The organism is uncultured Algoriphagus sp., from assembly GCF_963974365.1.
In the GTDB taxonomy this organism is placed as follows: Bacteria; Bacteroidota; Bacteroidia; order Cytophagales; family Cyclobacteriaceae; genus Algoriphagus.
In genome coordinates this window covers 209,676-221,611 of sequence record NZ_CAXBBX010000012.1, presented here as the reverse complement: position 1 = coordinate 221,611, position 11,936 = coordinate 209,676, and the positions used below count along the sequence as shown (strand labels likewise).

10 protein-coding genes are annotated in these 11,936 nt (G+C 42.0%); 3 read left to right on the top strand and 7 right to left on the bottom strand.

The window, feature by feature from the left end:
• The first annotated feature begins 228 nt into the window (after positions 1–228).
• On the top strand, positions 229–510 hold the full coding sequence (locus AACZ87_RS17160; protein ID WP_111612302.1) for a hypothetical protein: 282 nt from the start codon (positions 229–231) through the stop codon (positions 508–510).
• A 68-nt stretch (positions 511–578) separates the two neighbouring features.
• Here AACZ87_RS17160 and AACZ87_RS17155 read toward each other — a convergent pair whose 3' ends face one another.
• From AACZ87_RS17155 to AACZ87_RS17140, 4 genes are all read right to left on the bottom strand, one after another.
• Positions 579–983 (bottom strand): hypothetical protein, encoded by a 405-nt coding sequence (locus AACZ87_RS17155; protein WP_111612303.1) that lies wholly within the window; start codon positions 981–983, stop codon positions 579–581.
• 8 nt (positions 984–991) lie between these two features.
• Complete coding sequence (locus tag AACZ87_RS17150) at positions 992–1,831, bottom strand: RteC domain-containing protein (protein ID WP_111612304.1); 840 nt, start codon at positions 1,829–1,831, stop codon at positions 992–994.
• A gap of 85 nt (positions 1,832–1,916) precedes the next feature.
• Positions 1,917–2,765 (bottom strand): RteC domain-containing protein, encoded by an 849-nt coding sequence (locus AACZ87_RS17145; RefSeq protein WP_111612305.1) that lies wholly within the window; start codon positions 2,763–2,765, stop codon positions 1,917–1,919.
• A gap of 23 nt (positions 2,766–2,788) precedes the next feature.
• Entirely contained in the window at positions 2,789–4,342 is a 1,554-nt protein-coding gene (locus tag AACZ87_RS17140; protein ID WP_339868942.1) for a terpene synthase family protein, read from the bottom strand.
• Positions 4,343–4,635: 293 nt separating this feature from the next.
• Between AACZ87_RS17140 and AACZ87_RS17135 the strand changes: the two genes are divergently transcribed.
• Together AACZ87_RS17135 and AACZ87_RS17130 are read left to right on the top strand one after the other, a co-directional pair.
• Entirely contained in the window at positions 4,636–5,052 is a 417-nt protein-coding gene (locus AACZ87_RS17135; RefSeq protein ID WP_192085342.1) for a MauE/DoxX family redox-associated membrane protein, read from the top strand.
• Between the two features lie 404 nt (positions 5,053–5,456).
• The gene (locus AACZ87_RS17130) at positions 5,457–5,741 is read left to right on the top strand and encodes a DUF6520 family protein (RefSeq protein WP_192085343.1); all 285 of its coding nucleotides are present in this window, start codon (positions 5,457–5,459) and stop codon (positions 5,739–5,741) included.
• Between the two features lie 55 nt (positions 5,742–5,796).
• Here AACZ87_RS17130 and AACZ87_RS17125 read toward each other — a convergent pair whose 3' ends face one another.
• From AACZ87_RS17125 to AACZ87_RS17115, 3 genes are all read right to left on the bottom strand, one after another.
• Positions 5,797–7,176 (bottom strand): RagB/SusD family nutrient uptake outer membrane protein, encoded by a 1,380-nt coding sequence (locus tag AACZ87_RS17125; protein ID WP_192085344.1) that lies wholly within the window; start codon positions 7,174–7,176, stop codon positions 5,797–5,799.
• A 148-nt stretch (positions 7,177–7,324) separates the two neighbouring features.
• Entirely contained in the window at positions 7,325–10,540 is a 3,216-nt protein-coding gene (locus AACZ87_RS17120) for a SusC/RagA family TonB-linked outer membrane protein (RefSeq protein ID WP_192085345.1), read from the bottom strand.
• Positions 10,537–11,922 (bottom strand): TlpA disulfide reductase family protein, encoded by a 1,386-nt coding sequence (locus AACZ87_RS17115; protein ID WP_192085346.1) that lies wholly within the window; start codon positions 11,920–11,922, stop codon positions 10,537–10,539. The genes AACZ87_RS17120 and AACZ87_RS17115 overlap by 4 nt, the downstream gene beginning before the upstream one ends.
• Positions 11,923–11,936: the final 14 nt, after the last annotated feature.

Sequence of the window (11,936 nt, the reverse complement as noted above, 5' to 3'; positions counted from 1 at the left end):
TACATCTTGCCGATTTCAGAGGACACAGGAAATCCCGTTAGCTTATTGAAGGTTTTTCAAGCTTTGGAAAAATCGCTGATCCATTTTATAATCCCAGTCGGTAGGTGATACAAGTATAAAAAGTGCTTGGATCATTTACCTATCCTGATCAATTTCTAAATAGGCTCATTTCATTGATAGACAGTAGTTTTAGGAAAACATTATTTCCAACTCAAAACCAAAGAAGCCATGGCTATCTCATCTCTTGAAACAATTTACGATACCCTACTTGCCGTTCCAGGCATGAATGACACAGTAAAAATCGATCTGAAAATTCCCCGCAAAACCGTGTTATTACTAAGTGAAGTAATCACACGTGGAATGGAACAAAAATCTGAACCCGGTAAAAACCCTATTCGTATTTCAAAAGAATCAGAAGAAGAGCTGAATGCTATTATCTCCGATAGCTTGGAGAAAGCGGGACTAACTACCCTAAGTTCCAAACTTAAAAGGCTGACAAGTCAAGGCTAGGAGAAACAGGCTACTTATTGCTAAAAAATACAGAAAGCTTAGGTATCATTACAATGATCAAACCTACCTTATACAAATCGATTCATTGACGGAGGGAATGAATCGGTTTGTAAAGGGTAGATCAATCTTTTGCCAAAGCCCTGTTCCGCCGGAACAAGGAAGTGGGCTGTGGGATCTTCTTGACTTTTTTCTGTTTTATCAGAGTCTTGAATTTTATACTTACCTCTGTCAATCAGATAAATGCTCCATAAAAATATAATCAGCATTCCCAAGATCATCATTGGAATACTCACAAACATCATAAAACCTTCAACCATAGAACTTAAAACTGCTTTGCTATATCTGGAATAATATTGCAAGCCTCCAGGTCCTCGCCGGTAAAACCTCCTACGATTCACCCATACCCTCAACGCAAAGCCTCCTCCCAAAAGACAAATTCCTACCGATACAATAAATAAATTTTCCCAAAACATAATTTGTCCTATTGATATCCCATATCCGTATCATCCATCCGCTTCACCAAGCTTTCCTTCAGACCATCCAAAAAGATTGTTCTCCCTTTTTTTCTGCCCCTCATGCTCTGGAATGTGCGGTAGAAATTCCCAACTTTCACATGAAAGATTTTCTCCAGAATCGATATGATCATCTTCACATCACTCTTTCCGTGATTTACAGAGCCTCTTGAATGCAGCGCATAAGCCAATTCAATCAATGCAGACTTTGAGTCCGTCCATTCATGGTTTGAATTTTTGTCCCCACTTTTACCTAGCCCCAATTCTAATTTTATTAACTGTTCTTGCATATATTCAATCAGACTTTCATAAGCCATTATTTTGGCCAACTTACTGCTGTTCACTGTAGAAAACTCCGGGTCAAAATCAAAGGAATAATCTGGGATAAATGAAACAGGGAGAGAATTTCTTAAAAACAGCTGTTCGTCCTGGTCACTCCTATCCAACTGATGGTAGATATAGAGCTGATGGTTTCTAGCAAAAAAATCCTGAATCTGATCCATTACATGATGATAATACGACTTGATAAGCTCTTTCTTTCCTATAGGTCTTCTTGATTCAATGTAGGTAAGCTCAGAATAAAATATTAGTTCTTTATAAAATAGAGGTTTGTACTCCTTAAAGAACTTTATCTCCTCGGTACTATCAGCAAATTGATATCCCCCCATAAACAATTTAAGTTTGAGTAAAATAGCATGGACAGCTCTTCCACTTTTCTCAGCTTTTTGTATTTCGCTTGAAGTTTCTTTCGCCACCTCTTTCAGTGACAACTCCATCTCCTCAAAAAGCTTTTCTACAAATGCTTTCATATCCTCCTTATTTATTTCCAGAACTCTGATTGCCTCTCAACTCATTCAGTGCCTTTTTTTAATCCTAATACGTAGGGAATGATTACTACTTCGCAGCTTCAAAACTACTCATATAAGCCTCCAGACTTTCTTTGCACTTGTCGAGAAATACAGTCCTATTTTTCTTACGCGTCTTAATTTCCAGGAAGGTTCTATAATACCCTTGCAGTTCCCTACCGAATACTTCTGCCAGAATGGTTGCCAATTCCGTAACACTGGCATTTCCGTAATTTATTGCATTTGAAGTTTTCAGGGCATATACCAATTCCACCAAGTCCGCCTTTTTCCCAGTCCAAAGCAATTGGGGATTTTTACCTTCATTAACTGGGCTCTTGGCGTCATGTAAGAACAATAGTTGATCATGGATATAGCCTGCCAATGAAAGAGTGCCCATGATCCTGGCACAATACAAAGTATAGACAGTACAATATCTGGTATCCAGGGTATGCCAGAATAAATTCGGCTTATATACTGGCGCCTGAGCACTTCTTAAGAAAAAAACCTTGTCCTGGTTCTCTTTTCTCATTAGGAGATAATTGTAAAGGTTCTGGTTGCTTTGTAAGAACTCCTGTACACTCAGCAATTCCTTTTCGTAGAATTTTCTGATTTCATGTTCCGACCCAGCCGGTTTGACAGACTCCATATTGAAAAGCTCGGAGAAATAGACAGACTCCCTTAGGAGGTAGGTCATATGGTGTTTGAAGAATTCTATCTCCTCAGTATCAGACGCAAATTCGTATTTATCCATGAACAGTTTGATCTTATCCAAAGCCCTATCCACTAGGTGAAAGGCAGATTCAAATTGGATGAGCTTGTTTTCTCCATCCATTTTCAAAACCTCCAGATCATTTTTCAGTCTGGAGATTATCTGGTCCGAAAACGCGAGAATGCTCATAAATTAGAATTTTAAGTGAAGAATCAACTCTTCCTGTAGCGTGGAGAAATCGAAAGTGACCAATGCACTGAACCTGCAATCTTGTATTTGATCTGCTTGAGGTATTTCAGTATACCACTGTTTTCAGGCTTGTATTCCTCTCTCCATCTTCTTTCCAGCACCATAAATTCCTCCAGTGTTTCCGCATGCAGGTTCAAAATTTCCTGCTGGGCCTCTTTGAAACTCATTCCTTTATGTTGCATCAATAACGCCACGGCATTCATAAAATCACCTCTATCAGTTTCTTTTTGGTAAGATATCAAGTCGTTGGTTAAGTAGATCAGCTTGGCAGCCTGCACACGGAGATCGGATGTTTCTTTCCAATCAAAAGAATCACTTGAAAAATTCTCACTTGATTCAAAGGCACAAAGGGCCAAGGCTAGATTTCCTCCTGAAAAAGCTGGCCTGATAACCTGGTATTCTTCCCAACTAGGCAGAGTCTTTTTGTCCTTAAATTCCGCTTCAATTTTATTCTTTTGCATATAATTCAGAACCTCGGAAAATATCAGTCCCTTCAGTTCCTTATGGCCAGAAACCAGCGCATCGAATTCTGTAGCCAGATCACTAAAAGCATTTAGGAAAACTGTTATACGATCAGGATTAAATCCCAATGGCTTACCCCCCATGATGTTATCAACCCCAGTCAGTAGATAATCCCAAAAACCTGCTTTCTGCCCGAAATGCAAATCATCTGTCAAATCATCCAGATAAAACAGCCAGAGGTAGAGCTTGGAAATCCAAACCCCTTTTTCAATATCAATTTCCGGATACAGGCAGGAGGACAGGTAACTGAATTTTTGTTCTTTGTAATAGGTGATCTCATCGTTGTTCCTAAGGATTGAATGGAAGTAAAAAGCCCAGGAGACAGTTTGCTCCTCGATTTCAGCTGCATCAGTGTGGACATAGGCAGGAAATGGATAGTGTAGCAATTTTCCAAGTTTTCCACTTTTATCAGCAGGTTTTTTACCAGTGGACTCTTTCTTAATACGTGCTGCTGTAGCGTAGCTTACCCCCAGCAGGCTCGCCTTTTCATTATTGGTCAGATCATAGGTGAACTTGGGGAACTTCTCTTCAATCACCTTGAGTTTGTCCCGGTAGTTCATCTGGGTAAATGCATGCCATTCCACATCAGAATGTCGGACTTTTGCAATCTGGGATTTTGAAAAGTCTGTGAACTCAGGTATTTCCTTCAGCAATAGCGTTTCATTTGGGTAGGAAAGGCTTATATAAAAAGATTCTCCCAAAGACCTAAAGCGATATTTACTGGGCATCTGTGTTTGATAGGATTCAAAATCCATAAAGACATCACCCGGAAAGTAGAGTCTGGACAACTTACCCATATAGTACATCCCGATCATTCCTTCCACCAGAAACCTGGATTCGGTTTCCACAGTACCGGCATGACGGATGGTAGCTTTTCGTTTAGCAATCCTTATTTCCAGAAATTCACCTACTTTTTCAAAAGCATTATCACTCACTTTACCTCCCAGTCCGAAAAGTTTCTTTAAAAACGTTGGATCCAAATCATACCCATTCATGATGATGACTGTTTAGATTACACAGTACTTCCGATAACAAAACTCCTTGCCAGAGCTTACATTTAAATTGCCTTTGCAGTTGAAGACCCAACTGCCGAACTTGCTTAGTTCTATTATTCACTAAAAAAACAGTAGTCCAGTTTAAAATCCCGACACCTAAAAACCAAGTAATCAATCACTTATTTTTCAAAACCATCTAAAATTGTATAATTGATACACTTTTTAAGTTTATCACCCACCTTGTGAATTCTGGATTTTTATAATACCCAACTTTCCATCGAACATTAAAATGAATGGAAAACACAGAAAAATCAGCTATCCCAAGCATCCTGCTGATCCTCTTATGGACCTATACTGGAATTGACAAAATCCTACACTGGCAGGACAGCAGAAAAGCATTCCATAACCAGACCTTTCCTGCAGAGCTGGCAGAAGTACTGGCCTATGCAGTACCGACTATTGAGTTGCTGATTGCCTTACTCCTACTCTTTTCAGTCAGTAGATGGTGGGGATACCTCTCAAGTATCCTCCTCCTCACCGTCTTCACCACCTATGTGGGATTGATCTGGGTAGGAGCTTTTCCCAGAGTTCCCTGCAACTGTGCGGGAGTTTTAGAAAGCTTAGGTTGGAAAGCACATTTCTGGCTTAACAGTGGAATGATTGGAATAAGTATCATCGGACTATACTTCACAAAAAAGCGGAATCCTTAGATCCCGCCTTGAGGCGTTAAGTTTTTAGTAGGTGATAGCAACTATTTCCTTAAACAATATAAACTAAATATTAATTACATCAGCATCTAAAGAGTAAATAATTAAACACTATCGCTCTGAAGAATAAAGACTTGTCACTAGGCATTTGAAAAAACGGGGCAGGAAAAGGCATTATCCCACCCCAAAAAATAGCTTAATGAAAATCAACTCAATTCACCGCATTACCTGTCTCCGAATCTGGAAGTGGAGACTCCAGACTATACTGGGTGATGCAAGAGGGAGATGCCGAAAACCCTTTAAACAGAGTAGGTATTTTAACCACTTCCGGTAAACAGCATGTAGCTCAATCCGGGAATCCTAAACGTTTTCCCTGTTTTTGATTTGTTAAAAAACAGGACACAACGATGAATACTTTAATTAAAAGATTACCTGCTTTTGCATTTGTAATAGCAGCCTTTGCTGCATTTGCATTCAATGCTCCTGTCATAGGCAGCGAACCTACGGCAACTAAAATCTGGACCCCAGACACTTCCCAACCTAATGGCTACCGGGATGTCACTATTCAGGTTCAATCCGAGGACTATGAGTGTAATGCCAGTGGAATGGATTGTTTGGTAGAATTCTCCAACGATAACCCTGCGACTGGCATCCCTAACGTCCTGAGCGAAGGAGAATTCGTAGAATTATAATTTAAAACTTATAGGCACTAACCCAAGGCTCTGCTGAGCCTTGGGTTTTTGTGGATCAAGGATTCTGGATTATTCCACTTCTGCTGATTTCATCCAATGGAATAGGAAATGCATATCTAGGAGAATTAGGAGCCAATTCATATCGAATCCCATTCACTTCTCTCACCAAAGTTTCTGTTTCACCTTCCTGATTCAATCTCCTCAAATCCATCCAGCGCAACCCTCTCCCTATCAACTCTTTTCTTCGTTCTTGCAGAATTCTTTCCAATACCTCTTCTAAGTTCAATTCGGCTAATGGCACCCAAGAATCTGATTGATACCTTAAGGAAAGCAAGTCATTGAGCATACTTAATGCCTGGTCATCCTCGCCTGTTCTGACCAATGCTTCCGCAGCATTCAGGTACAGTTCCCCTACACTGATCCCACCAAAATTCTGTGTAGCCCCAGAAAGCTTTCCTGTATAATTAAAATTTCCAGAGGATGTCTCATCAAAAAAAGCAGGTTTTCTTAAATCATTTTCCTCAAAAAGATCTATCAAGGCTGAATCCACAAATACCTGAGTAGATCTCAAATAGGAATAACTAAATAAGGTGGAGTAAAATATAGTCTCCTCATCAAAGCGTGTAAAAGGTCTTCTAGCTTCTACATCTATATTATTAAAATCCAGACGATCAGTATAAATCCCCAAAGCTTCTATAGAGGATTTGGCTGCCAATTCATATTGGAAGGTATTTAGATATACTCTGGAGAGCACTCCTAAAGCTATTGCTTTGGTTGGTCTGGTTTTGGGTGCATTGGTAGAAGGCAGCAGCTCTACCGCTCTATTCAGATCTGAATAAATCTGATCATAGCTTTCCTGTAGATTAGCTCGCTCCAGGTTCTCATTTACATCTGCTGTGGATTTCAGGACGATACCCAAAAGGGACTCATTTCCTCCTACTTTCTGGTAGGGCATCGCAAATTCAGAAACCAATTGCAGGTAAGCATAGCCACGGTAGAAATAAGCCGAACCCAGTAAGACATTGTACAATTCAGTCTTCTCCCCTTCGAAATCTTCCAAAACTTCCAATGCGACATTGGCATAAAAAACCTGTTCGTATAACCCGTTCCAGTCTCCACTGAACCCGGAGGGATAGGGATCATCAGACCAGATATATACCGCTTGCTCAATAGGATTACTTAAGGATGCATAGCCTGCATCGGAAATCCAGACTTCTTCGGATGCAATACTAGGTAAAGTTGCCTGCCCATTGAATACATTCGTATTATCCAGCAGGCTCTGCACATCTGCCAAAGTTTTGGGAACAACCAGGCTTTGATCCGGTTTGGCATCCAAAAACTCCTCACAGGACATCAGCCCTATGAGGGAAAAACAAAACAGCAGGATTGTCAATCTTCCTTTCTTTCGTTTCATCTGTTCTAGTATATTTTTCATTTGATTGATTGTTTATAAGATAAATAGGGCCATGAATTTCTCCCCTAACAGATCTAAAAGAGGAACCTCCCTCACTTCCCGATTGCCATTGAGGATTAAGAAAATGTATGACCAGTCCCCTTTTAATTCTTGATGATCTTTTCGCTGTTTAGAAATCCAGCTGAACTCCCACCGCTATACTTTTCCTGGGTTTAAACGTTCCAAAATCAGGATCCCAGTCTGTATCCGTAGCTTTCCAGATCATGCCTAGATTATTCGCATATAAATAGAATTCAGCATTGTTGAACATCCCAGCCTTATTTGATGAGGAAGGGATTTTATAGCCGAGCCGTATATCCTGTAACCGGATATGATCCCCCTTTTCCACCAAAACCGAACTGCTTCTATAAAACTGATCTCGAAATGCATCCCTTTCCTCTGGCATGGAAGGCACCTGTGTAATCAACTCATCCCCTGCTTCCTGCCAGCGAAGACTATAATCAGAATGACCGCCCCGACCCTGCAAAATAGATTCATATTGCACCGAAGATCTGCGGAAGAAATACCCGAAACGATAGGATATATTGGCTGAAAGACTGAAACCCTGAAAGCTGAGGGTATTTCTAAAAGAGCCAAACACAGTAGGACGTGCAGGACCGTGATAAACCAGCGATTCCAGGGTAGCTTCATTAATAATCTCCCGGTATTCCTCACTCGCCTCTCCATCCAGCAAGCCTACAGGATCTCCGGTTTCAGGATTCAAACCTTCCCAAGGCAAGGAATAAACCCCAAAAAGCGGTCTTCCTTCGATTGGAAAATAGGCTCCTCCCAACCCGTTTATACCATAGTTCAGCAGGTTATTCACATTGATCTCATCTTCGTAGGAAGTGACTTTTTCCTTAATTCCACTAAGTAATAGTACCGAAGACCAGGTAAATTTCCCTTTCAGATTGACCGTTTCCAGTGAGAGGTCAAATCCCTGAGTTTGCGTAGCGGCGTTATTCCCTGAAAAAGCCGTAATTCCCGTGGACGGAGCATAAGGAACTGTTCCAATTAGATCCAATCCTTCTTTTTTATAGACTTCAAAAGTGCCCATAATCCTGCCTGATCTGTTTTCCCAGTCCAGACCCAGATTCAGGATCTTGATGCGTTCCCATCGTAGGTTTTCATTGGGTGGATTTACGATGATGGAATACGGGATTTGTGTAATAGGATTAAATGTAGTGGAACGCGCTGTGGTAAAGGCGGTCAGGCTGCGGTCCACATTTCCATTGTATCCATAGGATGCCCGAAGCTTCATAAACGGCATCCAATTCCAGTGATAAAAGCCTTCCTCGCTCAACGTCCACCCCAAACCAGCAGACCAGAGCGGAACAGCTTTTTGATTGGCAGCAACGCCAAAGAGATTGGAAGCATCTTTTCTGGCGCTTAGAGTGAGCAGGTATCGTTCTTGATACATTAGCGAAGCATTGGCAAAACCTGAATAGAATCGATCACGCATTAAGCTGATTCCATCTGTATTGGGAATACGTGCAGTAGCAAAAGGATTGGTAGACAAGGGGAACAAACTCACATAATCCACAACCTGTGTGGTAGCCAATTCAGGATTATACCCATAATATCTCCCTGAAAAGGCGTTGGACTCCAAGGCTTTTACTTCCGCTCCTGCCAGTACATTTAATTTCCATCCCTGTTCCCAATCTTTAGCATAATTGGCTTGCAGCCTACCTGAATGGGAATTAGCTCTCGAATTCGAGTAGTTATAAATACCTCCGTATGGTATTGCATAGGACAAAGCTCCCTCTTCTGCCATTTGTGTAAATTGATTAATCAGGTTTCGGGCATCATAGCTATTGTCCTGATACTGACGTTCTGTAAGACCAGTATTTTGCCAATATTGATACAATGCCTGAACTGATAAACCTGGAAGCACTTCATAAGTCAATCCCAAATTTACCCGCCAATCATCCCGAACTGAATTTGAATTTGATCTTCCTCTTTCTTCCAAGGGAACAAAAGACCAGTCCAAAAAGCCCAAAGTCTCCATTTCCTCCTTAAAACTATTGCGATAATCCCGATTTAGTGGCAATGGAGTTCCTGAATCATCTGCCAGTCTAGCGTAGGGATAGGTTCCTGCATAACTGCTGAAAGTAATGTCATCTGCTGCCATATGGGCATCCGTAGACTTGCTTTTCACCCCATAAAAAGCTGTCTGTACCTTCAACTTATCCGAAAGAAATGAAAAATCATTTTTGAGGGAAAGGGTAATCCGATTGGAAGCATCCCCACTGATTTCCGGACGTATATCGTCGTAACCTAAAGAAATCCGGTAGGTATGGTAATTTCCTCCCCCAGCTATTCCCAGATTGTATTGCTGATTGAGTTGGGGACGATAAATATATTGTTTCAACTCATTTCTGAGGTCATAACTTCGAAATGCTGCTATCCTAGCATCCGCTTCCGATGCTGAGATCAAGCCATCCCTTTTTGCGATGAGTGTTTCCACCACCGGACTCAACACCTCATTTCCAAAATCTGATTCCAAGGCAGTATAAAAGCCCTGACCGAAGAGCATTTCTTCCACATCGATGTAATCATCAACTCCTAGATTTGGAGCAAGAAAAGGATCGGTTGGTTGTATCCAATTGGCATTACCTGTAAAACTGACACGGGTGGCTTGATTGTTCTTTCCTGATTTGGTGGTAATGACGATCACCCCGTTTCCTGCACGAGCCCCCCAGATAGAGGCTGCAGCTGCATCCCGCAATACGGTAATACTGGATACGTCATTGGGATTGATATCCTCCAGATTCCCATCATATGGAAAATTATCTATCACAATCAAAGGCTGGGAAAACCTTCCCAAGGTACTTCTGCCTCGGATGGAAATGGGATCTCTCCCCACGTCACCGGTACGGTTCAGGATCAGACCGGAAGTAACATCTTCCAATCGATCAATCAGGTTGGTACTTACCCTACGATCCACCAGTTCCTCATTCAAGGAAACAAAAGAACCTGAAGCCCTGCTCTTCGGAATCTCCTGATAACCAGTGGCGAGTACCTCTACGCCTCCCAACTCAAAGTCTTCTGGCGCCAAAAGGATAGTTAACTGCTCCGAAAGAGGAACTTCCATTTCAATTTCCCGGACAGTATAACCCAGGTAGCTAATCCGAAGCGTATAGGTTCCTGCGTCCAACTCAAAACGGAATACACCTTCCTCATTGGTAATTTTCCCCGTTCCGCTTTCCAGAACACGCACCGAAGCTCCGATCAATGCTTCACCGGTAGTTTGATCCTGCACCCTTCCTACAACTTGCAGATTCTGGGCGCATAGATCCATAGAAGAAAAGGCCAAAACAAAAATTAGAATCAGTAGATTTTTCATAAAGCCAGTACTTTAGCATCCCCTATTTTTTCCAAAACCAATACGTTGATCTCCACTTCCTTTTCCAGCAGATCCAAACCCACCTGACGTAGCGCCTGCTTCAGGCTGGAAATACTGGATAGCTGTGCTTCCAGTTCCAGATCAATGGGATAGTCTATTCCGGTCAGGTTGAGGATAGGGAATTCTGATCGTTGATAGAAATAGAAATTAAGGTGATAGACAAAGCCCTGCAAGGGATAATTTTGCATACTAAGCCCAAAGGCTCCGGCTTGATAGCTGCTTTCAACCTCTTGCGCTTTGGGGTAGTTAGTTCCTTCCTGCTGAACTATCGCATACACCTTCCGCTTCTCCTTTTTGACAGAGGCCTTGATATGGGGGAAGTACCTGTTTAGATCCTCGCGCATCAGCGCATAGGGATTTTGGGAAGGAGGAGCGATCAACTCATAGCCAAAAACATGATTACCCTGTTCTTTCCAGTCCAGATAATCCATTCCTGTCTTTTTGGTAAAGAGTTCTTCGGCTTCAAATCCAATAGTCTGAATACGGTTTCTCCCATAATAATCCACCAGATCCCTTTCCGAAAAAGCCAACTGGTAATGCCTGATCAAGGGCATATTGACGATGCGGATATGGGAAAGGTCCTCGTATTCCTGAATGATAGAACCCGATACATCGGGGATATATCCTGTCAGCGCAGACTGAAACCAGATGTTTTTAGAAGGTACCTGGGGGCTTTCAGAAATCAGTTTGTCATACCTTCCCAGTAGTATTTTACGGTCCTCTTTGTAGCGGAAAACCGAAGCATCCCCTGTGAGCATTTTTTCCAGATTGGAACTAGTCAGATCCTCCAAACCTGTAATTGCAATCACCCTCCCTTCTGGATCCACGATAACAAAATGAGGAATCGTGGAATGCGGAAACAGCTCTCGCATCTTACCTGCATGTAGCACTAGGGGTAAATCAACCCCGACAAGGGATTCGTAACCGGCAAAAACCTCGGAAACCCGCTCTTCTTCAAAGATGGTCATAGGAATAATTGCAATCTGATCCCTAAACTCCTGACTCAGATTTGCCATCCTTGGCAATGAAGCAATACTTGCTGTGCAGGTAGGCGCCCAAAACTCCAGGATGAGGTATTTGCCGCGGTAATCGTCCAATCGGAGCTTATCCGAGTCAAACTTCAAGACCTCGGAGAATTCGATGCCCTTAGGAATCTGGTCTCCTATACTCAAGGTATCGGAGCGGGTCTCCCCGCCCCGATGGACTCCGGCATAATAAACCAAATCCTGCCCTGGAGTAGGTGAATCAGCAACCTGTGCTGTGGTGGTGCTTATGGGTAGACATAGCAGTCCCATTAAGCATATGAGTATGTGTTTTTTCATGCTTTTACGATTTT

What these genes read in the sequence shown, in the direction of transcription:
- AACZ87_RS17160 (WP_111612302.1), top strand. Translation starts at nt 229, where the DNA reads ATGGCTATCTCATCTCTTGAAACAATTTACGATACCCTACTTGCCGTT.
- AACZ87_RS17155 (WP_111612303.1), bottom strand. Translation starts at nt 983, where the DNA reads ATGTTTTGGGAAAATTTATTTATTGTATCGGTAGGAATTTGTCTTTTG.
- AACZ87_RS17150 (WP_111612304.1), bottom strand. Translation starts at nt 1,831, where the DNA reads ATGAAAGCATTTGTAGAAAAGCTTTTTGAGGAGATGGAGTTGTCACTG.
- AACZ87_RS17145 (WP_111612305.1), bottom strand. Translation starts at nt 2,765, where the DNA reads ATGAGCATTCTCGCGTTTTCGGACCAGATAATCTCCAGACTGAAAAAT.
- AACZ87_RS17140 (WP_339868942.1), bottom strand. Translation starts at nt 4,342, where the DNA reads ATGAATGGGTATGATTTGGATCCAACGTTTTTAAAGAAACTTTTCGGA.
- AACZ87_RS17135 (WP_192085342.1), top strand. Translation starts at nt 4,636, where the DNA reads ATGGAAAACACAGAAAAATCAGCTATCCCAAGCATCCTGCTGATCCTC.
- AACZ87_RS17130 (WP_192085343.1), top strand. Translation starts at nt 5,457, where the DNA reads ATGAATACTTTAATTAAAAGATTACCTGCTTTTGCATTTGTAATAGCA.
- AACZ87_RS17125 (WP_192085344.1), bottom strand. Translation starts at nt 7,176, where the DNA reads ATGAAAAATATACTAGAACAGATGAAACGAAAGAAAGGAAGATTGACA.
- AACZ87_RS17120 (WP_192085345.1), bottom strand. Translation starts at nt 10,540, where the DNA reads ATGAAAAATCTACTGATTCTAATTTTTGTTTTGGCCTTTTCTTCTATG.
- AACZ87_RS17115 (WP_192085346.1), bottom strand. Translation starts at nt 11,922, where the DNA reads ATGAAAAAACACATACTCATATGCTTAATGGGACTGCTATGTCTACCC.